At 46.6% G+C, this 25635-nt stretch carries 22 protein-coding genes; 2 read left to right on the forward strand and 20 right to left on the reverse strand.

From position 1 onward, the window contains the following. Positions 1-15: 15 nt before the first annotated feature. From AC4E8D_RS22625 to AC4E8D_RS22695, 15 genes are all read right to left on the reverse strand, one after another. Positions 16-531, reverse strand: coding sequence for a hypothetical protein (locus tag AC4E8D_RS22625; RefSeq protein WP_339305166.1), 516 nt, complete (start codon positions 529-531; stop codon positions 16-18). Next, positions 531-1637, reverse strand: a complete 1107-nt coding sequence (locus AC4E8D_RS22630) for a pentapeptide repeat-containing protein (RefSeq protein WP_339305168.1) — start codon at positions 1635-1637, stop codon at positions 531-533. Before AC4E8D_RS22630 ends, AC4E8D_RS22625 begins: the two co-directional genes overlap by 1 nt. 36 nt (positions 1638-1673) lie before the next feature. Beyond that, complete coding sequence (locus AC4E8D_RS22635; protein WP_339305170.1) at positions 1674-3089, reverse strand: phage baseplate assembly protein V; 1416 nt, start codon at positions 3087-3089, stop codon at positions 1674-1676. Positions 3090-3110: 21 nt separating this feature from the next. After that, positions 3111-3746 carry a hypothetical protein gene (locus tag AC4E8D_RS22640; protein ID WP_339305172.1) on the reverse strand — a complete coding sequence of 212 codons (636 nt, stop codon included), beginning with the start codon at positions 3744-3746 and terminating at the stop codon, positions 3111-3113. Positions 3747-3777: 31 nt separating this feature from the next. Beyond that, the gene (locus AC4E8D_RS22645; RefSeq protein ID WP_221824342.1) at positions 3778-4551 is read right to left on the reverse strand and encodes a DNA and RNA helicase; all 774 of its coding nucleotides are present in this window, start codon (positions 4549-4551) and stop codon (positions 3778-3780) included. Between the two features lie 31 nt (positions 4552-4582). Continuing rightward, a complete protein-coding gene (locus tag AC4E8D_RS22650; protein WP_490205231.1) occupies positions 4583-7234 on the reverse strand; it encodes a molecular chaperone in 2652 nt (883 codons plus the stop codon). Positions 7235-7266: 32 nt separating this feature from the next. Next, the gene (locus AC4E8D_RS22655; protein WP_336762124.1) at positions 7267-7956 is read right to left on the reverse strand and encodes an iron-dependent peroxidase; all 690 of its coding nucleotides are present in this window, start codon (positions 7954-7956) and stop codon (positions 7267-7269) included. A gap of 7 nt (positions 7957-7963) precedes the next feature. Beyond that, positions 7964-9256: a normocyte-binding protein gene (locus AC4E8D_RS22660; protein WP_490206504.1), complete on the reverse strand. Its 1293-nt coding sequence runs from the start codon at positions 9254-9256 to the stop codon at positions 7964-7966. Next, complete coding sequence (locus tag AC4E8D_RS22665) at positions 9256-11175, reverse strand: serine/threonine protein phosphatase (RefSeq protein WP_490205232.1); 1920 nt, start codon at positions 11173-11175, stop codon at positions 9256-9258. The genes AC4E8D_RS22660 and AC4E8D_RS22665 overlap by 1 nt, the downstream gene beginning before the upstream one ends. Continuing rightward, positions 11141-12022, reverse strand: a complete 882-nt coding sequence (locus AC4E8D_RS22670) for a PP2C family protein-serine/threonine phosphatase (protein WP_490205233.1) — start codon at positions 12020-12022, stop codon at positions 11141-11143. Before AC4E8D_RS22670 ends, AC4E8D_RS22665 begins: the two co-directional genes overlap by 35 nt. After that, positions 12007-12540: an FHA domain-containing protein gene (locus AC4E8D_RS22675; protein WP_091013796.1), complete on the reverse strand. Its 534-nt coding sequence runs from the start codon at positions 12538-12540 to the stop codon at positions 12007-12009. Before AC4E8D_RS22675 ends, AC4E8D_RS22670 begins: the two co-directional genes overlap by 16 nt. A 43-nt stretch (positions 12541-12583) precedes the next feature. Then, a complete protein-coding gene (locus AC4E8D_RS22680; RefSeq protein ID WP_490205234.1) occupies positions 12584-13135 on the reverse strand; it encodes an FHA domain-containing protein in 552 nt (183 codons plus the stop codon). 42 nt (positions 13136-13177) lie between these two features. Further along, on the reverse strand, positions 13178-13639 hold the full coding sequence (locus AC4E8D_RS22685) for a J domain-containing protein (protein ID WP_490205235.1): 462 nt from the start codon (positions 13637-13639) through the stop codon (positions 13178-13180). Positions 13640-13765: 126 nt separating this feature from the next. Further along, positions 13766-14191, reverse strand: coding sequence for a hypothetical protein (locus AC4E8D_RS22690; protein ID WP_056695746.1), 426 nt, complete (start codon positions 14189-14191; stop codon positions 13766-13768). A 185-nt stretch (positions 14192-14376) separates the two neighbouring features. Beyond that, on the reverse strand, positions 14377-16545 hold the full coding sequence (locus AC4E8D_RS22695; protein ID WP_490205236.1) for a transcriptional regulator: 2169 nt from the start codon (positions 16543-16545) through the stop codon (positions 14377-14379). A 576-nt stretch (positions 16546-17121) separates the two neighbouring features. Between AC4E8D_RS22695 and AC4E8D_RS22700 the strand changes: the two genes are divergently transcribed. Beyond that, positions 17122-19176 (forward strand): vWA domain-containing protein, encoded by a 2055-nt coding sequence (locus AC4E8D_RS22700; RefSeq protein WP_221824349.1) that lies wholly within the window; start codon positions 17122-17124, stop codon positions 19174-19176. 181 nt (positions 19177-19357) lie between these two features. Here the strand turns inward: AC4E8D_RS22700 and AC4E8D_RS22705 are convergent, their stop codons facing one another. From AC4E8D_RS22705 to rnhA, 3 genes are all read right to left on the reverse strand, one after another. Beyond that, positions 19358-20347, reverse strand: a complete 990-nt coding sequence (locus AC4E8D_RS22705) for a serine/threonine protein kinase (RefSeq protein WP_221824350.1) — start codon at positions 20345-20347, stop codon at positions 19358-19360. A 296-nt stretch (positions 20348-20643) separates the two neighbouring features. Continuing rightward, positions 20644-21513: an alpha/beta fold hydrolase gene (locus tag AC4E8D_RS22710; protein ID WP_221824352.1), complete on the reverse strand. Its 870-nt coding sequence runs from the start codon at positions 21511-21513 to the stop codon at positions 20644-20646. 210 nt (positions 21514-21723) lie between these two features. Next, positions 21724-22377, reverse strand: coding sequence for a ribonuclease H (rnhA, locus tag AC4E8D_RS22715; protein WP_076214201.1), 654 nt, complete (start codon positions 22375-22377; stop codon positions 21724-21726). A 154-nt stretch (positions 22378-22531) separates the two neighbouring features. On the opposite strand from rnhA, the gene AC4E8D_RS22720 reads away from it, so the two are divergent. Next, a complete protein-coding gene (locus tag AC4E8D_RS22720; protein WP_449003512.1) occupies positions 22532-23167 on the forward strand; it encodes a DUF421 domain-containing protein in 636 nt (211 codons plus the stop codon). Positions 23168-23313: 146 nt separating this feature from the next. Here AC4E8D_RS22720 and AC4E8D_RS22725 read toward each other — a convergent pair whose 3' ends face one another. Together AC4E8D_RS22725 and AC4E8D_RS22730 are read right to left on the reverse strand one after the other, a co-directional pair. Continuing rightward, the gene (locus tag AC4E8D_RS22725) at positions 23314-24081 is read right to left on the reverse strand and encodes an ABC transporter ATP-binding protein (RefSeq protein ID WP_221824353.1); all 768 of its coding nucleotides are present in this window, start codon (positions 24079-24081) and stop codon (positions 23314-23316) included. Positions 24082-24083: 2 nt separating this feature from the next. Next, positions 24084-25160, reverse strand: coding sequence for a FecCD family ABC transporter permease (locus AC4E8D_RS22730; RefSeq protein ID WP_221824773.1), 1077 nt, complete (start codon positions 25158-25160; stop codon positions 24084-24086). Positions 25161-25635: the final 475 nt, after the last annotated feature.

A 25635-nucleotide genomic window follows, 5' to 3' on the forward strand; every position in this document is an offset into this window, starting at 1 on the left:
CATAACCTCTCCCTTCTAATTCGTTTGTTCCAAGTCCAACGGAATGAATTGTACTCCTGCCACATCTCGCCGCAGAATGCTCTCCGACAACGCCAGATTGACAATGATCACGGTTTCGTGCAGCTCCATCAATTGGAACAGGGGTACATCCGGGAAATCTCGCTTCAGTACGATCCGCTCCAGACTTCCATCCATGCGCCGACGGGTATGAGGAGATAATACGTTTGCCAGTGCAGGAGGATGAATGGCCCAATACGTCTCTTGGGTCATTCGCTCCTTGTCCGTTAATACGGTAGCCCTTCGCTTGAGCTGAGGACAATACAAAATAAGTGTTTCAAGCAATTGATCTGAAACCAAGGGAACCGGCTGTTCCAAATAATCCGTATAATCGACATGGAATCCGCTTCGCACATAAAGGTTAATGGCTGTATGCTCACTGCCCGAATCATGAAAAGCCTGATTCCAGGTCCTGCGTTGCAGTTCACCGACAGGCTCAGTCTCTACGCGGTGTATCCATCTGGGATCGGCCATTAGACGAAAGTATCGGATAACCCTCGCCTCCTCTGGGCATCGTCAAAAATCGCACCCTCCACATCAGCACCCTCCCATAACGTATCTGTTAGATTGGCTCCACGGAATATGGCTCCACGAAGGTGTGCCCCCCGGAAGTCAGCACCTGAAAGGTTTGAATTCTCGAAGTTAAGTGCATCGTATTCTGGACCCTGAGCGAGTCCTTCCGGATGTCCCACCTCCCCTATTATCTCCCTGAAAACAGCTCTTTCCAGAGAACACCCGCTGAAATCTGCCCCATATAGAATGCTTCCGGTGAAATCGGTGTTCTCCAGACTACAATCGCGCCAACGTGTCCCTATCAAGATACAGCGTTGAAAATCGGTAGAATGCATATCGATACGATCAAAACGGCTGTAACGAAAATCCAGATCGTTGCACTCCATTTTGCTCATATCTAGTCCCTGAAAATGCGCGTACATGACCTCCAGACCATCACTTTCTTCCAATGCTTCACCAATCTCCTCAATGCTCCTAGTCCTTTGATCAAAACGAAATACGCACTCACTAGCATCCAAGTATTCTCCTACACGTACTTCGAATATCTGTTCCAGATCCATAAGGGAGTTCCATTCGAAGTCCTCCAGCGCGCTACAGCTACGGCGTATAAAATGTACAAGATACCGATTCACCAACGCCGCTTCCTGTAACATGATTCGTTCCAGTTCTACCACTGTAACGGTTCCTTGATAGTGAGGAAGTTCTTCTCTTAATCCATTGAGCATCCGCTCAAGACACTCATAGGCCCAGTGGGAAGAATAGAATGAACGGATGGGTGTTCGATCCAGCAACCATGAAGCATCGTATGCTTCGACCAGGACATTCATCGCCCCTCCAAGAAGTTCTGTTCGCAACATAGAATATTGAATGTAAGCGATCGGCCCTTTCGCCCCACGCTTTTGGGCGTCGCTGACTTCCTGAACCATAAACCTGAAATGACTTTGGAGCTCAGCTGTCAATTCCGTATACCTTGTATGCAGCGTATGCTGCAAATCATCCATAAGTTTGGCCCGCGCAGGTTTTACCTGATGGGTATAAAAATGTAATATAGATTCCTTGCGATCCATTGGAAATTATCCCTCCTGCCCATACGTCACCCTATACTAGTTGGCTTTCACTTCTGATCCACTCATTTTTGCTTGTCCATCCAATTTGAATGTCCCTCCCCCGCCTTCCAGCAACAATTGCGAATCGGCAGATAACGTTATTTTCTTCCCGGCTTTGAGCGAGATATTGCCCCCAGCAGACATCCGAATCTGCTGGCTTCCGATAATCTGAATGCCCTCGTCCCCGCTGAGACGTATGAACACCTCGCCCTCTTTGCTGCTAATGGAGATGGAATCTGGGGTCAGTCTGATTTCTTTGCCATAAGGCGTACGGAAAATTTTATGATCCGGTTTGTTTAATTGGTTCGTTCCAGTTACCTTATTATCCAGACGGGGTGCTCCTGTCGCATAGGCCTCTTCTTCGTTTTGCGTTGGAAAATATACGGCCACCGGATCACCCACTTCAGGCATGACATACCAACCTGTCTGGCCCTCTGCGATGTATGGCGACTGATACAACAGCCACAACGCTTCCTCTTCCTCCTGTTTTTCATCACAGTCCAGCTGAACTCTTACATGACCACCATGCACTGAAAGGATGCGACCAAGTAATGAGCTTCCGGCAATTATCGAATTGTAATATGTCTTTTGTCTTAGTCCTCTATGAAGGCTAAGTACATATTGGTGCTTCACTATTCCTCCCACAAGCTCGGTATATGCCTCAGTCACATATAGGCTTCTGCCTCGGAAGGTAATATGATGTCCAAGCTCCATCACCTGATCTGTCTCGATTTCATATATAATGAAATCTGATTCGTTGACCTTTATCGTATCGTTTTCGGTAAAGTACATGAATGGTGCCATGTTTTTGCGGATTGTATAACGTGTATTGTCCAGATCGATTGAGTTTCCGTGCTCAAAGACGCCAAAATAAAATTTGGGGCTGTCAAACTGAGCGGCCGGCATTAAGCTCGTGTGAAAGCGAGAAGCAAGTCTCCTGAGAAATGCCCAATCCGTTTCTTGATATTGCACGGCAACCTTCCCGATCTTGGCCCCCCCTGTTCCCTCATCAATCACGTCCAGCCCCGGATAATCCTGATCCAGTTCCTTTAACAAATCGGGTAACTTCATTTTGACATTTTGAAATGTACGCGTTCGTTTTGTAATGTCCATCCGGTATGTATGTGAGATGGCCTCCACGTGGAGCGTATATACACCTCTGACAACCTGCACTTCAACAGATAGTGGAATGCCTTTGAACAGAGGCTTCTTATTACCATCCTCATCTTTTTGCCACACTTCAATTGGGGTATCCTTATCCGTAACATCGACATAGCGATCCTTCCATTCCTCAGACACCATGCCCTTAAACACGAGCCGAGTGTGCTCATTCATTTTTTTCCGGATCGTCAGTTCTTGCAAATGCAACAGTTCATATGGTTCAATAATCAGATTTTCATAAGTCAGACTCATGTTTCTCATCCCCTCTCAACTTCAATGGATCGCAAGTGAATTAAGAATCGTCTCCCCAGGCTCCAGCCAATCGCGCTTTTCTTCATCCGTGCAATTAAATCCGTAAACAAGAACTGACTGGTCTAAAATCGAAAAACCGATATGGTTATAAATCTGATTATTCAACCCCTGAATGGAAAACTGACAGTAGCCCGTGAACTGTCCCGTTTCAGTAATTCGAACGCCATGTTTCTCCCATTGTCTGATAGGCTGCGTCCCTCGAATGACATTGGCCATCGTTTCGGTAAAGGAAGTCAGCTCCTCTTCCGAAATTCGATGCTCCAGCCTGTTAAACGTAAAATTGACTGTCCCTGAATCATTGGTATATATCCATTCCGGCCGATGAGACGAAGGATACTTCATGCTCGCTTCCTTCTCTGAAATTAAACGCAATGAACGTGGAAGGGATATGGCTACCCTACTATCGTACAGCTCAGTTCGTTTTAGAAATACGCTTTCCTTTCCAATACGGAGCCTCGCCGGCAGCTCTGCTGAATCAATAGCCTGAGATTTATGTGCCAATTTAACCGCCTCTTCAATTTCACTGTTCTGACCATTCTCTTCATTTTCACGATGGTTATATAATATGGGAATTACTTTGCGATCGAGATATTCCATATCAAGAACAACTTCCTTTCCTTGTGCTGAATCAATCCACAATCATACGATGTGGTCCGCCCACCGGCATACCCGAACGTCCCGTTCCCCGACCTGCATTCGCCAGTATGCGATCCAGATATCGATGAATCTGCGCATTATCATATTCTCTGTACTCCAGCCCTAATCGACTAGCAATGTGATGCAAAATGACGCTACGCGCAACCGTTCCTTCATTGAGACACATCATGGCGAAGACCAGATCCTGGGGATCAGAGGTCCCCGTTCGAAGCAACCTCTCGGCATAATCCTTCATGACAACAGGAGATAAGGTGCTTGCCCCCTCGGCTGCATAAGGGACATGAATGACATGCAGGGTGTTGAACTCCGTTGCCAAGTCGGCAAAGGTCTGGTAGTCACGCCGCAGCCGCGCCCCTTCCTTCAGCTTGAATCGAGCCAGCTCCAACTCTCTCGATGTGCACGTTGTCTCTTCATCCAAGAGCAGTTCGGAATGGCTTATCGTCATGTCACTCACGGTCTCCTCCGCGGTAAACCGAAGCTTCAGCACATTGACCCGTCCCGTAGCTTGGTATGCCAGTTCCATAGGCTCTGTCAGCATATAAATCCTTCCTTTATGCAACACCATCCCAGGGGCGACGAACAATCTGTCCGGGAAAACTTCTACCTCTGCACCTGCAAGAATGCCATCTGCATAACCGCGATAGTACAGTTCGATGAAGTCTCTGGGGAAATCACGTAGTCCCTCCAACATGGATGTTTTCAGAATTCTTCCCTTGTTAAAATGCGGATACGAATATGTGAACATGAGCGGTGTTCCCCCTTTCTGCCCGTGGTCCTCACTTCATTCCGTCAAAGAAGTCCAGTTCCGACAAGTCTGTTTCAAACGGAAGCAGCTTCTGCGATCCCAGATACAGCCGTTCATTTCTGCGAGCTACAGGCAACACATGGAAGCCCCAATGACGATCATCCGGAAAGACAAAAAACTTCGTCTCCCCATTCACGATGGAATCCGTATCATCCTGCGGAATTTTATCTCCATATCGATCCCGGATGTCTTCATAAAGCACCTCTTTATAGAAATCCGGGCGGTTCGCATATACGAATTTTTGTCTCAGCTGGCCATCGCTTCCGCTAAGATACAACTCCACTTCTGCCGTCTCGAATGGACGGGAAATGCTACCTGGAATGCCATCACTCCGATCCAGACTGCTGATCAGCATTTTTTCACGTCCATTATGTGTGTAGGCACTTACGGTATACGGAATTACAGCGGCATCATGCGTGATGTCGGCTTGAACGCTTCCCGTTTTGCGCGCACTCAGATAACGAATCGCCCCTCGAAGGCAGGCAAGTTTAAGATCAGGCACACGCCCTTCCGCAGGTTTTTGCCGAAACTCAATGCTTCTGCCTGGAACGAACTCTTTCAATGCTTCCCGAAATACATCAATGCGACAGGACTGACCTGTCAACTTGATAATCGAGTACTGGTTCATCCGTCCCTGCCGATAGAAATCATCCAAAAACTTGCGAACCACCTCATAGATATCGGCCTTAATCAGCTGGGTAATTTCCTTGATATTGAACACCACATCGGGGAACTCATATTCATCCTTCAACTCCCCATTCCGTTCTACCGAGAGGAACCAACGCTCCATGGTGGTGATCTGCAGATCACTGTCCCCGTCGCCCTCCATCTCCGAGTGGAATCGGTTACGCAAGATGCCGGTTTTGCGGAAAAATTGTTGCTTCATCTCTTCTGCGATTTCCCACAGGAAGTAGAAGTTTCCTCTTACCCGCAAATACTCATCCCGTGAACGGTTCTCTCTGCGCGCAAACGCAGTCGGGATGATGTGTTCTGCCTCCTCATAGCGTTGCTCCAGCTTCTGATAAACGGACTTCACACCCTCTTCGTCCACCTGACGGAACACATCCGCACCAGGTGCCTCAATCAGGCTATCAATATCCGTCACCTGACGGCGTCCGCTATAGTAGTCGGCGAATACAATCTTCATGAATTGCATAATACGATAGGTAATGTTGTGACCTCCGAAGTTCGTATCCCCATTTTCGTAGGTCGTATGGATATCGAGCTTGTACGCCATATGTCCATCCTCGATCGTAAAGGCACAGGAAGATAAATCCGTCGTTCCACCGCCACAATCAATCACGAGCGCATGATACGTCTGCCCTTCCATAAAAGCACCACGTTCCATCCCGTCAGCAAGGGTGTTATAGAGCACAGCCATTCCCTCATCCAGCGCATACGTCTGCTCAATCCGATAATCCGGGAGCATCTCTCCGAACATCTGCAAAAACTGTATTTTCATCTTCACGGGACTCGTAAAGTGCACATGGCGAAACTTGCACTTGAACTGATGCTCTGCCGTTCGGATGATGTAATTCATGTACGCACGCAGCAGATCCATACGAGAAACGATGGCCGCATTGCCATGAACATCGACGATTTCTTCCATTTTGTTGTAATTGTTCACCCATCGCTTCATGCTGCGGAAGACACTCGCCCGGCTACTGTATCCTCCCCGACGCATACTTCGCAGCGCTTCATAGCCGAACTCGTAACGAATGTTCGCTGGATCCGAACACTCCGCCACCCCAATGGCCGTAGGCAAGACCTCGATCCAATCCGTATCTTTGTATGTAGGATCGGGAAAAGAAACGTAGTTGATGGCATCCATACGGACTCGTCCATTCAGCAAATCCTGGCTGCTCGGCGCCTGAATATAACCGTTATGCAAATAGGCGCCTGCCGTCGTATTGGAGGTGCCAAAATCAATCGCAAGCACCGCTTCTGTCGGTTCAAGCTCCCGGATGTCCAGATCTGCCAGTGGGATTTGGGTATACTGAATATGAACGGGTGGAAGCGGTCTGCTGGAATAATAGGTCTGATATAGGTACTCCGAGTCGCGTTTACGGAAAAAGAGGAGACTGTACTGTCTGTTGCCCGATTTCTTCCAGGTCGACCCACTTCCTGCCGTCAAATAAAAGGTTCCCGATACGGAGTCGTCCTTAACCAGGTTGAAGATGCCACACAGCTCCATGCTCTCATTGACTAAAAGTACGTTGGATTCGGTTAGTCCACCCGGTGCCGTAACCACATATCGATCCAGCTTGTCCACGTTCAATCCTTCGTACAGAATCAATCGTGCAGGCACACTAATGCCTCCATCACTGCTCATGGGCGCCGTCATATGACGAGAAATAGCCTTTTGTATCCGCTCGAATCCGCCTTCAACAGACTGATCGATCCACAATATATCGTCCGCTCCCAGAAATTTTAAAATAATCCGAATCAGTTCTTCCCGCTCCGTCCGAGGGCCCAATCCCTCGATTAACCGTTCCTTGTAGCAAATGTTCCGTAATTGGAACGTGGTCATGTCCATCAATTCTTCACGCGTATAACGCATGGTTCCTCTGGAACGTTCCCTGCTCGTGGCATCAGGATACAATCGGTATGAATAGCCGTTCATCTATACTTCCTCCTTACAACTGCTGGTGCTGCTTAATATAGGGCAATCCCGTCCTGTATCATCGTATAGTCCACATCCAGAATGCCAAAATGATGCCCCCAGTATATTTCCGTGTCGAACCGAACCGGCAGAAAGAGTTCAAGAATCAGTTCCAGCTTCTCCTTCGCTTCCGTACGCTCTACCTGACCAATATACAAAAGCAATTCATCCTTTTCCTCACAATTGGCATATAGGGTTGAACGCGGGAACATTCGAACAAGGGTATCCCTCAGCAGATGAACTGCCTCACCCGTATCATACAAACGGAGCATATTGCAGGCGATCACTTCCTGTTCCTCCTGTCCGAACAGCTCCAGTCGCCGCCGAACCCGATCCCCGTATACACCCGAATGCATATCCTTCAGAATGAAGCGAATATAATACTCCCTCTTGTTCATCCCCTGCATCAAATCCATATCCGCCAGAAAATGAATGACCAGATCAAAGAGCGCTTCCCGCAACTCCACCTGCTCTTCATTATTGATATCGAACAGGTCCCGGAAAATATCAAAAAAGCGATAATACGGATTGACTTCAATCGTGCCTTCCACGCCTGAAGCATTCAGGTTCGTTTGGCTGAGTTCCATATAAGGCGAATATACACGTGCTGGCACAAAGGTTACGTCGCGCAAATCGGTTCCATTACGCTTGGCCCGAATAATGAGATCCCAGATGTAATTCATGCTGTACTCACACCCATTCCCCTTCGCAGCAGTATTCCGGGAAAGCCAGCTGGATTTCGGATACCAGAAAGCTCAGCAGATCATCCAGAAAAATGGCCTGTCCCGGCTGCTTCCCGTGTCTGCTGAACCTTAAAATCATTCGATGTTTATCTGTTTCAACACGGACATGATCGCTAACAAATGCATTAAGTGGATACGTAATGCCCAAAGCGGGTCCTGGCGCCACCACTTGCACATCTTCCAGTTCCAACCCCTCTGCTGCCTGAAAAGCGTGAACCATGCGGGCAATTTCTCCTTTGGATCGTACAGAACGTCCTTCCTGACGCGCATATTTACCGGCAAACCCTTCCCTCTTGTTATTGGAAAACAGCGGATAGTCCATCCTGCCAATGCGGGTTGCGACGGGACCCGCTATTTTCAGCACCGTCCATGAATCGGATTTTTCCAGTGGTGATACGATGGTGATATCTTCTTCCGATCTTTTGATATACCGAATATGCGATTCGTCTCCATCCACCAGATATCCGTGTTCCGTTCCGGTTTTGCGGAGTGGCAACACATGTTCATAATTGATTCGGTCCGAAGCCGGAACAGGGAATCCACCCGTTTTCATATCCAGCTTCTGAATGTTCCACAGCGGAATCATATTGGTTCTTTTATAAGGCTCAAACTCTTCGAGATGGATGGAAAGTTCCTTGACAGCATGTTGTTTGTCCCATGCTTCTCCATCGTCCGAACTGACCAGAACACAATCAACGAATTTGAACACATAGGGTGCATTGATCGATTTCCATGGCAGGCTGTTCTTACGAAAGACCCGGTACAATTCTTCAACTTTGGAGATATACGCTGCACTTGATTTCAACCGAACCGTTATGGCATGTCTGCCCCCACTTGTTACTATCTCCCCGCGAAATGTCCGATTACTGTTCAGCAGAGATTGGAGTTCCTGTTGCCCACATTCCATGTAGAATGTGAACAATTTCATCTCTTCCTGACGTGCCAGTGCCTCTGAGGCCTCGCTCAAATAGACGGTCTGTGGTTCAGCATCCTCAGGAATGATCGGGTACAGAAATTCATGAATGGGGTCCAGATCTTCCCGCGCGCATAATGTGACACATACATCATGACGTTCCTCCTGCGGCAACACCTCATCAAAAACTCGTTGCTCAATCTGCTTGTTCAGCGTCTCCTGATACTCCACAAGATTAAGAAAAACGCCTGTCATGAGATCTTTGAGCATGCGGCGTTGTTCGAGATCCTCCATCTTGTTAAGACGGTCACGAATCATGTCTTTCATCATGAATCTCCTCCTCCCGATGATTCCTGTTCATTCACGTCAGCCTCCGTGGTATCGGTGCTTCCGTCAGCCTTTGAGGCAGAATTGCTGCCAGCATTACTTGTCGTTTTTCCAGAAGAAGCACCTGAGCCAGAAGCATCCGCATTGCCATTTCCAGCCGAGGTGCCATTACCAGCGGAAGAACCGTTCCCCACTGTATTGCCTGTACTCACACTTCCTGTACTCCCGGTCATATCCGAGGTTACGCCCGATGTATTTGGTGAATCTAATCCTGCCGTATCCTGCGTAAGATCAGCCGCCGGTATCGGTGGGTTCAATTTCTCATCCAGTTTGTTTATTTTCCGCTCCATGGCCAGCACACGTTCCAGCATATCGATCTCCTGATAAATTCCCTGTGCCGAAGCATAGGCATCCATGGCTCCGCTGTAGTCTCCGGCTTCATTGAAGCGGTCACCCTTCTGTTCCAGCGTATCTGCCTGAAGCTGCCGGGATTGCCGTTTGATATCTGCACGTTTGGTCTCGGCCGTCTCCAGTTGCGTAGCAATTTCCTTCAGCGCATCTTTGTAAGCTGTCTCCGTAGCGGCCGTTCTGGCCCGTTTATACAAAATGATTGCTCCACTGTAATCTCCGTTCTGGAGTTTCAGATCGCCCTCCGTGATCCAGTCTTGCACTTGCTGGAAAGTGGTCATCTGCTCCAATCGCTCCTGAATAACTTCACGGTTGAACATGCTATAGGATTCAGACAATTCCAATGCTTTGGTGTAACTCGCGGTTGCTTTGGTAATGTCGCCTTCTTTCAGGTGAGCTTCCCCATCAACCAGCGTCTGGGCAGCAGACATCTTCGCGGTCAACAGCTTTTTATGTATAGGGTCCTTGATTTTGATGGAATTATTGCGTGCAAGGCTGTAGTCCGAGACCGCCTTGGCATACTCTTGTTCCTTGACATACTGGTCTGCGGTCTGTTCATATTGCAGCATATCTACGACCAATTCAGCTTTTTTGGCTGCGCTTTTCACCGCGTAGAATATGCCGGCTCCACCAAAAATCAGGAGCATAACCAGCATGATGGCAATCCGCTTAATCCATTTCTTACGGTTCTTGGGCTCTTCATGAAAAATCTTGTTCACATATATGGCTGCCGCACTATAATTCTCGATACGGGTACGCTGCTTGCTAAGCATTACTTCTTCAAGCGTATCCGCCAGTGTCTGCGGGTCATTGGCACCTTCAACCGCATCGATCATCTCGGCATCCTGAACCCCTTCCCATAATCCAGGGGTGCAGAGCACAAGCACATCGCCATCGGCCAGCTTGATCTTATCCGATACATACGGCCTGATCATGCCAGGTTTGCCCGCGTATTCGTTCAGATTGCCGCGTTCATCGTGCTGATCCACGCGATCCTCTGCAATCTGGCCTTCGGCTGCCAACTGGACAGCAACGCTATGATCTTTGCTTTTTAGTGCAAGCCGATTTCCACGAAAATGATACAACCGGCTGTGTCCGGCAGATGCCCACACCATACGTGTATAATCTGTCACAACAATGACGAATCCCGCTTTGAGCCTGACTCGGCGGCTTTCATACTGCAACCATTCATGGGCAATCTTGATATACTCTGTTAGTCTGCGTTTGGACATGGTTGGCTTTTCCAAAAAGGATTCCAGAATGGTCTGCACTGTGATCTGTGCGCTATTCACTTCCGTATCTGTATCCAGGCCATCTGCAATGACATAACAGGCCCAATCTTCCAGCTCAACGCAGCCGTAGAAATCCCGATTCTTCAGGAAAGATCCTGCTTCCGAGACAAAAGCCGTCTTGAATTCACTGTTCTCCTTCCTCATCCGTCTCCCCATTTCCCTTCCCTGTGCGTTGCCTGATCCGCTACCATCCTTGCTCCAAAATGATAATCGTGGCATTATCCTGATGCACGAGCTGTTTTTCTTCAATCAAATCAATGATGGTCTGAGCTGCATCAAATGGCGACATGTCTTTCGCAAGTATAGTTTCCAGTTCCATCTCAGTAAGGGAGTTGTACACCCCGTCACTGCATAACACAATCTTGTCCGCCGGTTGCAGTGCAAACGGCTCGTCCGCGATTTCCATTTGTTTAAAATGGTCGTACCCCAAATAGTTGACCAGCCTTTTGCGCTGCGGATTATCCAACGCCTCCTGCTCCGATATCTCTCCAGACATATACTGTTCTTCGAGTTGAGTTTCCAGTGTATGTTTATGATTGATAGCAAGTAGCTCACCTTTGCGAAACACGGCCAAAATGCTGTCCCCTACTGCGCCCCAATACAGCTCCCTGCCCTTGATCATGGCTGATACCAACGTCGTTCCTCCAGGAACGCCAAGTAAATTGCGAAGAATCGCCTGATTTGCTGCATGGGAAGATGCATCCCAAAACTCCTCTGGATCAGGAAACCGCTCCAACTCTTCGAACTCACGGATAAATATTTCTACAGCAGTTGTACTGGCTACTTTCCCACCAGATAAGCCGCTAATTCCATCGGCAAGTACCGCGAGCACACCATATGGCTCCACGGCACAGGCAAAATAATCATCCTGCTCACTGCGAGCACCAATGGTCTGTCCATTCCCGATCTGAACACCTACTGGCCTATCGTCACGTTGCCTTACCGGAATCCGGCTTCGGACGAATAACAACAACCAGATCGACAAACAGCCTGCTACCAGAACCCAATAAGGCGTTAGCTCCTTGTCGTTCCACAAGATCATGAAGGTATTCACTGTTGCTCCCATTCAAAATGCACACCACATAATGGGATGAAAATGAATTTGCTGCGTCCCAATTGAATGACGTCGTACGCAGCCAGTTCCACCGGAGAATAGACCGCTTCGTTGTTATGGTAGGCAAGGCCGGAAGCATCACCGGGCAGCAGATAGAAATTGCGTTTTTTGGGATCATATACAATCACCGCATGATTACGCCTTGAAATCGTGTTATCCCCAAGGATTCGAACATGCATCTCTTCCGAACGCCCAATAAAGTTCTTTTCAGCCATAATTCGATAATCCTGGCCCATCTGTGGACCTTCGATGCACACCATCCATCCCGTTACCGGTTCAATTCCTGTCGTTTCTCCCAGGTATGGCATCGTTCTGTCATCCTCTGCCGTGCGAGGCGCGCGTGGGATTGCTCCCCCTGCTTCACTATTGCCGGAAGGCGGTGACTCGACGGCCAGATTGCAATATGGACAGGTGTTTCCGTGCCGTCTCGTGCTGAACATATGTCCGTTTCCACATCTTGTCAGACTCATTTCTTTTCATTCCCCCGTAAGTTTGTATGATGGTACGCCAACGTTATTTCACCAAAATGCGGGTATTGGCAATATAAATTAAGTCTCCTGCCTCAATCAGGCTGGGTTCTTCGATTTCCAATTTGGATGATCTGCTTTGATTTCCCTTACGTATGCCCACGCCGCTGGCGGAGTCAATATCCTCGATAAACCATTGGCCCGAAGCTTTGTTCAGCACAGCATGTTGCGGACTGATGAGGGAAGCATATGGAGTATCGGACAGATCAATGTCCGCCTCACTGTTCTTCGAACTTTTTCCGATCAATACACTTGTCTCACCCTGAATGTACCATTCCTTCACACTTGTACCGTCATCGTCCAACAGTACGAGTTTCACAACCCGTGAAGACAACTTCTTCTTTTCCCTGTTGCTGGCAGGTAAGTATTTAAAAAACAGGTATGCTCCCCCGGAGAGGACCACAATAATTCCAGTTATCCACTGGGCACTCATGTCCCGGTTAATGATGAATATGTAATACAGCACGGCTAACGAAATCATGGCGACGCATGCGTCAACCCCTATCGTCATTACCGACCTTCCTCGTTTCACTTCCATAACCTCCGCCTGAACCGGCACGATCCATTACAGGCCACCGGCTTACTTTTTTCGAACTCCGAAATATCGGTCAAACATGGCGGACATATCCATTCCTTTGTTGGGATCGGCTTTGCCACTGTTTGAGCTTTCCTTGCCTTTGGGGCGATAGCCAAAAAATTGTTCAAACTGTTCCTGCATTCGTGATGGATCCGACCATACCTTATCGGTATTCATAGGTCCATTTTGGGCTTGTCCACTCTTTTCTCGTGCAGTACTGGATGTTGCTCCATTTGGTCCTCCTGGGTTCCCTGTAGATCGAGGGTGTTGATTGTATGCAGCCCTTAACTCAGGATTTCCGAGTGTGCTGTAAGCCTCATGGACTTGCTTGAAACGCATCTCTGCCTGCGGATCTCCCCCATTAACATCCGGGTGGAATTTCTTCGCCAATTGACGATAAGCCTTCTTGATCTGCTCCGGAGAAGCTTCACGTTCCACACCAAGCACGGCATAATAATCATTCATGGTATTCGTACCTGCCTCCCTGCCGTATTCGGGCGTAAATAAAGATTAAGGGGCACCAAGGCCCCTTAACATGACAGAATTATTCTGGGCCAGCCATAACTGACCCGGAACATCAGCTGCTCCCTTTTATACCGGGAAGCCGCCTTCAATTTTAGTGAATTCCGTTTTGTCTTTTTTCTGTTTGATGAACAGGCTGAATTCACCTACGCCTTCGGTATCTCCGAAACGTTCTGTGTAATCCACAACGAACGCGTTAGGCATGTAAATTTTGCGTACCACTTGATCCGCCGCAACCACTTCAAGGGTTACTTTACGGTAGCAATCTGCTTTTTCAGCTGGAACAAGGGACCACAGAGCAAGTTTCATCGTGTCATCTGCATTGTCACCGTCTGTTGCTGTAATAATTTTGCCACTGATGCGAAGTGTTGCACCTACATCTGTGGATCTAGCGTTGGAATCATCCGGTGTATCTGTGTCATACACTACTGTGCGGATATTATCCATTCCCAATTCGATTGTTTCTGCGCCTTCTACTTTCAATACAAAACCCATTAATAAAAACCTCCTTAAGATTAGAAAACAATGTGCCCGGCATGCTCTTCCATCTGGGGAGAGGTACCGAAATATATGTATAAGGTCAGCCAGTAAAGGCTGCCTCTAACACCAAAATGAATGTCTATAATTCGTTGTTTAAAGAATCATATTCCATTTCTAAAACTTGTACCCACTCCAGTTTCTTACACCTTCATCGCGCTGGTGCCTTTGGTAATCATAACCTCCAGGTTCTTCACGTTGCCGTTGAATACCAGGTCAATGTGGCACATATTGCTCTTCTCATCGATGACAAAGCTCATATCGTCACCTTCCTGAATGATCGAATTGATCGACCCTCGGGTTCCCAGCCACCGACTCTTCTGACTGCTCGGATTGTTGCTGAAGAATTTGACGATATTTTCATGCTTGAAATCACCCGTCTGGAAACGGAGCAAGCGCTCAATGTAAGTACTTACGAGTGTCTTATACAAGGAATCAAAGCCATCTTCGGACATCGCCATGCTTCTCGCTTTGTATACCGTGATCCGCTTGATGTCGCTATCCTGGATTTGGGCATTTTCCGATGAGAAAATAAATCCAAAGTTTTTCCGGTTAATCGAATCCTTGATGGTGTTCGTGAATCCGGAGATTTCTTTGGTCATCGTAGTCACTACACGCAGACTGTTATCGCCTGCCTCAATATCAAAACGCACACCTGGATAATCCCGGTTCACGGTTTTGAATGCGCCTCGTAGATACTCGGGGCACTGATATGCAGCCACAATTCCGGCAGAAACATAAGACGCACCGACATACACACCTTCAATCCACAGCTTCAGAATGTCTTCTTTCTCCTTGGAAAGTTCCACACCATTCTCTGTCTGAAGCATACGACTATCGATAACGACACCCGATTTCTCTTTCGGAATGATGGTGAAATTCGGAGCACTTGGAATGGCGAATTCGCTGTAGTCCTTGCGAGTTAATACCGCGCATTTATCAATATATTTATCGATGCCCGCAGTAGCCATGCTGCTGAATGTAGTCTCTTCTCCGGATTCAAAGCTGAAGAATACTTGTACTTTGTAGTCTTTAACGACTTGCAGGAGCATGGACAGGGATTCCATACTGTTTCCATCTTGTTTAACCACTTTCTCGTTACCACGGAAACGGGCTCGGCTGACTTGAACTTGTCCCGTATTCTCCAGTTCAACGGAAGGAACAATACCGAACCAAATGGTGTCGGTAAAATCATTCTTGGCATTGACTGTGTTGAGATAGGTCTCCAGCCGCGGAATGTTACTGCTCTTAACCAGCATATCCAGCTTGGCATTGGCAATCAGCATGGAAGGCAGCATGCCTTTGTTTTTGGTCGCATATTGATCAAAGAACATTTTGACACCCAAAATTTTCTCTACCAGCGGTTTTACGGTTTTTACAAAGTCATCCTTGGCGTTCTTGTAAAATTCCAGGTATGTATTGTAATTCTGTACTTCAACTGCCGTATCGACATCCGTCTGAACCGCAGGCAGTGGGCAGAATGTACGAACGACCAGATCCTGTACATACGGTGAAGGTGCCTCGGAGAGTGAATCATAATCTTCGGCAAACACCTGAGTCAAATCTGTGCTTGTCGACTCATCCAGGAGCATCAACTCGTTGTTATCACTCTTTGGAGCTTCGATAATTTTCAATTCTCCGCTCTCACCAATCGTGAGTTGTCCTACCTGAATCGCTTCGGAAGAAGTTTCTTCTTGAGCACGGCCCAGCAACAAGCGGGTTTTGATATCTTCGATGGCCAGTGGCAGCATCGCCATGACATTGTTATAGTTCCGGCTCGCATCTTCAAACATGACATTAAGTTTATCCCCGATATCCAACTTCTTCGGGTCCCCGTCATCCAGCTTCTCATGCTGGCCGTACATGTAATGAATTTCTTTCCGTACCTGCCGAATGTCATCCATAACCTTTTTCGGTGAGATCATATCCAGCAAATTCTCAAACTTAAAATCTACATTCGTAATCCCCTGACTACGTTTGGTATCGATCAGGGTAAACAGCATTCTCAGGAAGTCATTGCTATGATCAATTTTGATCTCAGAGATTGCTTCATCCGGAATCCCTTCGGGCTTTTTGAGCGTATACATGACTTTCTGGTTTACCGCATTGAAAAAGGAATACACACTGGGAGAAAACTTGTCCAAAAACTCATCGAAGCTTCGTACAAGCAGGTGTTCATTGATCTCCTTGATCTTGTCGTCATTCAGACTGTCGATCCCTTTTACGTCACCGACAATCGTAATCAAATCCATTTTCTCAGGATTGATCTCTTCAAAAAGCATCGTTCGGTTCGTTTGATTAATAATATCCATTCAGGCAACATCCCCCTAATGATGGTTCATTCGGGCGAATGCTTCCCCCCCTCCATCAATTTTTGACACTCCGCACGCACTATCAGCCTTTAGTCATGATCTAAGAGAATCATCTTCTCAGGCGATCACAAGTCCAATAGAACGAGCTGTCAACATATGACTGGAACTTATGTACCAGATTATGCCGTTTGCTTTGGAGATTTATGGAATTCATCTTAATCATCAGCGATATGTTTTGTCAATATTCCCCTATATAGGTCTAAAAGCTCATTTATGTGACTTCGATATACCTATAGAACTATTTTCCGAATTTCGCTTCACTTCCCTTCGAATCATGCCGATGATAAAGAATATCCTATAATCTGGATGATGTTCAATGATTTAAAACTAGTGGAGTTTTCCCCCTAATTAAGAGGAAAGCACCTTAACTTATGCGGTGTTGCAATATTATTCACTTATCAAAACTACGCATAACGGGGTTTTATCGTGTAGAAACAAATTTTTTTCAACAAAAATCAGTTTGATATCAAAAAACAATTGCAGTACCCAAAACAGGAAGGAGATTCAAAGCATCGTATGATATTAATAAAATTCAAAAAAGCAATTTTCACTCTCTTGTTCATCAGCTTTTTAATTTCAGCATGGGACATGGGGAGCATATACGCTGAATCATCTGTCAAGACCCAGACGTATGAAGGCCTCGATGCCATGTTTGTCCTGGATGTTAGCTACTCCATGAATGAGACCGACAAAGATCGCATTGCCGAAGAAGTTATACATATGTTTATGGATATGAGTAGTGGACCTAAGACCCGATTGGGATTCGTAGCTTATAATGACAAGATCACTTCATCCGTACCACTGATGGAGATTTCATCCTCTGGAGCTCGCAATAATCTTCGTAGCCGTGTGGATGGCTTAAAACGTTCAGGATATACAGATCTCGGACTTGGCTTACGCCGAGGGGCTAGCCTGCTCGAACAATCGCAGACGGACAAACGTAAACCATTTATGATTTTGCTCTCGGACGGAGAAACGGATTTGCGAGGATCGACGAGCAGAACACCTGCTGACTCCTCCAAAGATGTGGACAAGGTTATTGAGATGGCACAGCAAGCTGGTTATCCCATCTATACTGTGGGACTAAACCGCGACGGTACGGTTAACCCGGCAGAATTGGAGCGTATCGCCAAAGAAACAGGTGGTTCTTCCTTTATCACGGGAAGTGCGGACGATCTGCCTGAAATCTTCAATCGTATTTTTGCAGATCAGATTCAATCTGTTCTTGTATCTGTAGCGGCTGTAACTGCAACAGGAGCAATGCAGGAAGTAACCGTGGATATTCCTAACTCCAGCATGGCGGATGCCAACATTATCATGCTCTCTGATCATGCTGTCTCCGAAGCTCAGCTCTATTATCAGTCGAGCAATGTCAGCTTCATTCGGTCTGATAAATATGCTCTGATGAAGATCATTCGTCCGGTCAAAGGACAGTTCAAACTGAAATTCAAAGGCCGTAGCGGTGATCTGGTGAAGATTAACCTATTAGGGAACTACAACGTCTCTGCGGTCGCAAATATGGCAACGGAGCAGCCAGTCAAGGGGAAGAGCATCACATTTGAGGCATCACTCTACGACCAGGCTGTGGACCCTGAGCCCATTAAGGACTTGGATGTGTACAAGGGACTGGAAGCGGAACTCATTGTAAATCCATCTGATGGAAAGACAGAACGTATCCCTTTGACCAATACAGGTAGCGGATTTACGGGAAAATACACTTTTCCCAAGTCGGATCTGTATACATGGGGACTGCGGATCGACGGTCCAGACTTTTATCGAGAAATTACTCCGGTTGAAGTAGACATTACGAATCAAGCACCCGTAGCTACCGGTGAATCCATGGTGTTATCCAAAGACGACAGCAATACAGATGTCGACCTGAACAACTACTTTAAGGATGCCAATAATGATCCATTAACGTATGTCCTTGCAGACGGTGGAAGTGAGCGCAAACTCGGGGATGCCGTCATTGAAGGTAACCTGTTGCGATGGTCTTCTCTTCACACTGGAAGTTCAACGATCAAGGTGACAGCAACGGATTCTGAGGGAGCAAGTATAACTACGGACATTTCGTTGCAAATTCATTCTTTACGTGAAAAGGTACTGCTATATACAGGATTGGGCCTGCTTCTTGCTGGTGGTATTTTCGCACTGTATTGGTTCATATTGAAGCCAAAACCCATATTCCGCGGAAGACTGGAAGGATACTTTCTAGCTACAGCGAACGGCGAGGATATACCGGTGACCAATTGGCCTCTCACTTCATTGGAACGCCGAAAAGTAAGTCTCAGTGAACTGTTTGATCGCATGGACATCGGGGTCAAAGTACCGGAATCGGGACGAATCTGGCTGGAAGCGGGTAAGAAAGAAACGTTATTGGTCCGGCACGATACGAATTGTACGGTTGTCCGAGGCCGAACTCCAGTGAAGCGCAGACATACGGAAGCTATGGAGTACAACGAAAAGTTGTACATTACGTTTGAGGATGGCGTTACGGAGATCGAAATTCGTTACAAAGCCATCAAACCAAGTACCAACATCTATGTAGGACAAAAGAGAGATTCACAGTAAACACCGTGTGATAACTACGTGGAAATGAAGCACACTGATGCATGCCTTCTATCAAAATATAAAAGAAAACAAGCCAGTTCGTCCCCTTCAATGGTAAGAACTGGCTTGTTTATGTTGTTCATATATTCAACTGCTATGCTCATTTAAGTGCATCCACTTTATGAACATAGGTCACGCATGCTTATGCCATCTCATGTTGCTTTTTCGGCTCCACTTCATAGACCTGTGTATGTTCATTCTCGGCCAAAGACCATTCCACCGTTCCAGGTTTACGCACTTTCCACACCCAGGCTTGAACTCGCAACGAGCTTCTGACCCATGCTAAGGAGGCACAGCGTTTCTCAGAACGAACCGTCAAACCCCAATGAATAACACGAGCGAGCCAAGGATTCACATACTCATTATGTGAGCGAACAGATGGCAATTCATCCTGGAACAACCGCTGTTTCACGTCCATAGGGGGTTGCCCGCATGCCCAATAATGGAGCAGAGCTGCCAAACTATAGATGTCCGACATCGGTCCCTGACTGGATTTCTCTGAATAGAACTCCAGTGGAGAATAACCAGCCGATGTAAATATCACCTGTTTCTCTCCGGATTGCATAGGCCAACGGGTGGCTGAGCCGAAGTCCAGAAGTTTGGGTGTACCATCTTCCATAACCATAATGTTGGAAGGTTTCACGTCCCGATGAAGGATGCCTTGCTTATGTATGTAATCCAATGTATCCACCAGTGGAAGCAGCGTCTCCGTTATGAAGGCAGCATCAAGAGCATGATTGTGTTCATTCAGATACTCGGTCAATGTGATTCCCGTGCAGTATTCCATAACCAGATACCCCGTATCATTTGCTTCAAAATGATCCAAATACGAAACAATATGAGGATGGTCCAGTTTCGATAACAGTTCACCTTCAAGCAGAAATGCAGCCAGTAGCTCCTGATATTGCCCACCGTATCCTCGTGAAGAACAGAACACTCTCCGCTTGTCTGCCTGACGTTCAGCCAGTCTCTGTGGGAAAAATTCCTTAATGGCTACCTTGGCACCCGTGTTACGATCTCGTCCTGCATATACAATAGCCAACTCACTGCTGGCTAATACCTGTCTTACCTGATATGTATCATTTATAATCACATTGCGCTGCAATGCCATTTTACAATTGTCTTTTCTCATAACAGACCTCTTTTCAACCTTGTCGATCGGAAGACTTTCCGCGTAAATGCATCATTTGGTTCAACCCGTGAGCAATTCATCGCCAACTATACATATAAACCAAATGATGCAATTTGAAACACCTTAACGCGAAATATTTAAATATTAATTATACCACACTGACTATGAACTGGTCCTAAGCCATATGAAATTCTTCTATAGAAGGAAATATCTCTTATATACTCTATCGACAGATAAAGCGAATTACTTTATTAAACTGGAAAAAAACATTTCTCATCCTTCATTTGCAGCTTTTATTAATAATTCTTTTGTAAAAACTGCTGTATTTCCTCATTCATCTGAACCAAAACGTCCTGTGAAGGAAAATGTCCTGTATCATACTTGATGGCTTGAACATTTTGAATAATCTTTTGAGCCCGTTCAATGCACTTATCCGCAGGGAAAAAGACATCCTTCTCCCCTACCAACAACAAGGTTGGTGACGTATAATTCACCAGTTCTTCTCGCTCCGTGAGCTTGGGCAGATCCTGATCTATGCTGACGTATTTAAAAAGTTTGCCGATAATGTTTTTATCCATTTCTTTCATGCAGTTGCACGACATGTTGTCCGTAATTTTTTGCAAAGAAGATGGTGAAGACGTCATGCGGTACTTGACGAGCGGCAGCGTGATATCCTGAGCTGTTTTAATTTTGGAGTTGACCGCAAGACCCGCAGGAGCAACCAATACGGCACACGAGATGCGTTCCGGAATATAGGTAGCCAGTCTGAGGATAATGCCTCCTCCAAACGATGGGCCGATAAACGCACTCTTTTCAATATCATAGTGATCCAGCAGATCCGACACCCATAAAGCCAAACTATCAAACCGTGTGGAGATACTCGCTTCCTCACTATAACCAGGGTGACCAATCGTATCAGGAGCAATAATCCGGTATTCCTTGAATAAGGAAGAGAACCAGGACAACGTCATCGGATTCACACAATTACCGCCTTGGAGAATAAATAACGGCTTGCCATCTAGAGGTCCTGTCAGTAAAACATGCGTCTTGCCAAAACGCGTCTCTACATACTCCCGAGTAAATTTCTCACCCAACTCGTTCAAATAAATCTCATACTCTTCAAGTATGCTGCTCTTGCCTTCTTCACTTCTATAAATGGAACTCATGTCTGCCTCCTGCAATATATACTCAAATACCCCATTCTATTGAATGGACTTGCTAATCAGTGGACCAAAAAGATAAAGAGGGCCTGCAGATGACAGGCTCCTCCATATGTTTAACTAATCATATTCAGATGATTATAGAGCGGAAACTGGAAATTGTAAATAACGATTCTAATAGACCAGAAATAAAGGAGGCATCCTTTGGAAAAATTCCTACTTCCGTCCGTAATCTGCCTTGATTTCGCCCCACTGCTTGGTCTGCCATTTTAGCACTTTATTGCTGTACGTATTCGTCTGGAGCCACTGCTCCGCACGATCAATCATCAGCCAGATCTCTTCCGTGGAGTTGTCCCGTGCTAACGTCGTGGCTACTTTTTTCTGCTTTAACCATTTCATGGCATTGACCGAGTCGGTATACACCGTTTTGGTACTGCCTTCTTTCTTCAGATGTGCGAGGGCATGTACAATGGCCAAAAATTCGCCCAGATTGTTCGTGCCTTTGGAGATCGGTCCAACAGAGAAAATAATCTCACCAGTGCGGGTGTCCACCCCTTTGTATTCTACAGGTCCAGGATTACCGCGTGTACCCACATCAACGGAGATGCTGTCGTAATCCACTTCCTCTGACGTTTCCATGCCAGCACTTCTTCCGCTACCAGCCGACTTTGTCTTCGACGCTCCGCCTGCACTTGAACCCCAGTTCCCTTTCCATCCAGCACGATACGCTTCTTCTGCGGCTGCTTTGGACTCATATGATTTATATTTTGCTCCGGTATAATGATCCGTCTGCGCTTTGCAATCTGCCCATGTGTTATATACACCAGGCTTCTTGCCTTCCCAGACAACATAGTATTTCTGTTTTGCCACTGTGACCCGCTCCTTTGTTCACTTCATCAATACCCTATTGTAAACGATCCGGTGGGCGGAATGAAAGCTACGGATTTAGCCAACTGCATAATTCCCTTATCTCCAGAACAGCCTAAGAAGCAAAGAGCAAACTGGAATAGAAAGGAATATACGTATGGACTGGATATGGAAATCCGTTTTACTTGTTCTTGTAGGCATGATCCTGCTGAGAATTGCAGGACGCAAGTCAATCTCCCAGATGAGTGTGGTTACAACGGTCATCATGATCTCCATCGGAACAACGATTGTGCAGCCCATCGCAAATCATGAACTTGGTAAAGCGATTGGATCAGCATCGGTATTTATCGCGACATTGCTTGTAGTGGAACAACTGCAATTGAAATTTAATTTTTTTGAACGGCTCATGAGTGGCACTTCAAAAATCGTGGTAGAGGACGGGAAGGTCATTATCCCGAATCTGAAACGTATGCGCTACACGATGGATCAGCTCGAGATGCACCTGAGGAAGGAAGGTATTACGAGTGTGGACGATCTGGAGATGGCAACGGTGGAACCCAATGGTCAACTCGGTTATGTCCTGAAACGACATGCTCGTCCCGTGACGATTGGAGATCTGGAAGAGATCCTACGAAGTTATGCAATTACATCACGTAGTAGCCCAGCAACGGGAGAACACCCTCAACAAGACAACAGCAACAAGTCTTCAACGCATAGTGATAACTCCTCAGATATTTTTCAAGAAGTCAGCAACGGTGCTCATGCTCATCCCGTTGATCCTAAGCTTCAATAATTGATCCCTACCCCCACCTAAAAAAAACAAAAGACCGGCCCTGTGAGCACTCAACAACATCGCTCCAACAGGTACGGTCTATGTTCACTTCAATTGATTATTGCGAAGATTTCTCCACGTCATCCAGACGAAAGATATAGTCCTAATCAACGTGTACTCAGATAAGCGATGCCCAAACCACCCGTAACCGGGTTCTTATAGATTTCACAATCGACATCGAATACCTCACCAATCATCTCACGAGTCAGAATATCTGCCGGTTTGCCATGGACCACAATATGGCCCTTTTTCACCACATAGAGATAATCGCAATATTCTGCGGCGAGTTCGAGATCATGCAGCGCTGCAAGTATACCAATGCCGAGTCCACGGACAATATTTAGAATTTGAAGTTGGTATTTGATGTCCAGATGGTTGGTTGGCTCGTCCAGGATCAGGAATTCAGGTTGCTGTGCCAGGACACGCGCCAATACCACACGCTGTTTCTCTCCACCAGACAGAGACACGTAATTACGATCTGCATGTCCAGTCAGATGTACTTTATCCAGAGCTTGCTCCACGATTTCGTGATCCCGTTCATTATCTGTCTCCAGCATTTTTTTGTGTGGAGTACGACCCATCATGACCATCTCGCGCACCGTAAAATCAAAACTCAATTCATTAAACTGACCGACAACGCCCATATGTCTGGAAACGACCTTCGGGCTGGATTTGAGGATATCTGTATTGTCCAGAAAAACCTTGCCTTGCTGCGGTTTGATCACTTTATAAATGCTCTTGAGCAGCGTTGACTTGCCACAACCATTAGGCCCGATCAGTCCAACGAACTGTTTACCGTTCACCTGTAATGAAATATTCTTGATGATGTCCGTGTTCAGCACAGAGATGGATACATTTTCTACGTTCAGCTTCATGGTTAATTTCCTCCAAAACCGTAGCCTTTTTTGACCAGCATATACATAAACATTGGTGCACCAATCATGGCCGTAATAATACCGATTGGCAACTCCACGCTGGATATGAGGGATCGTGCAATAACATCCGTCCAGATGAGGAAAATGGCTCCAAACAGTACGGATACAGGCATCACTTTACGATGGTCGGAACCTACCAGACCTCTGACGATATGTGGAATAATGAGTCCGACAAAACCAATCATGCCACAGCTCGCCACCATAACACCTGTCACCAAAGCGGTTAACAGCATGTACAGTCTGCGATACACACTCAGATTAATGCCCAGCGTAACAGCTGCTTCATCCCCCAACAACATCGTATTAAGAACTCTGGACTGTAAAAGGAAAAATAGAATCGCCACCAGCACGACGATACCCACGAGTGGAAGCTTGTTCCATCCGGAAGCCGCCAGGCTGCCCATGGTCCAGAATGTCACCGTTTTGATGCCTTCAGCATTGTTAGCAAAATAAATAATAAAGTTCGAAAAAGCGCTGCATAACGCGTTAATCACCATTCCGGCAAGCACCAGCTTGACCGACGTCATTTTCCCCCGAATTCCTGCCAAAGTCAGGACTAGTAAGGACGCACCCATCGCACCGGCAAAGGCCCAGAAAGCAACCCCCGTCTGACCTAGCCACCCAATCGCACCGAATCCAATAAGAATTGCAAAGGTTGCTCCAAGTGAAGCGCCTGAGGATATACCCAGTATGTAAGGATCAGCCAGCGGATTCTGCACAGCAGCCTGCATAACAGCACCGCACAGGGCCAAGCCTGCACCGATAAACATCGCCATCAGCACACGCGGAAAACGAATCTGCCAGATAATATCGGTAAAGGAACCTGCCTCAATGGGTGTTGCCCCCCACTGAAATCCTGTTAATTTGGTTAAAAGAATACGATATGACTCCGCCAGCGGAATACGAACCTGTCCAATGGAAACCGCGATCCCTACAGATATAATCGTAATCATGATTAAAGCTGCAATCAGTATAGCAAACCCGGATTTACTATGAATCAGAGACTCTCTTTTCCCCATACGCTGTGTCTGAACCTGAACCGTCTGTGCCATCTCTTCCCCCGTCAATTCATATAAAATGTAGAACATCATAAATTTAGCTATTTACAACGTGTTTTCTCGGATTATAATTGAGAATGATTATCTTTGTCAATTTAAAACACATAGAAAAGGGGTTCATCATTTAATGAAATTCACATCCGGAAGCATGTTGAGAATACAAATAAAACGACGTATCCGCTCACAATTGAGAATTTCATGTAGGTAAAGAGCTGGTTGTAGGTGCAAATCCCGATCTGGTACTCGGACAGGGCGACCTGTTCGCTGATGCAGACTGGGGCGTAGGTACCGTCGATGGTTTGAATGACATGAATATCCGCACGTTCCTGCTAACGACGAATCACAAAGGCTCACTCGATAGCCTGTATAGCGATATTGCACAACTTGGGCAGATCGTCACGGATCAAAGCTTGACATTAGTTTGATAACAAACTAT

This window comes from Paenibacillus sp. SRL342 (assembly GCF_984798905.1).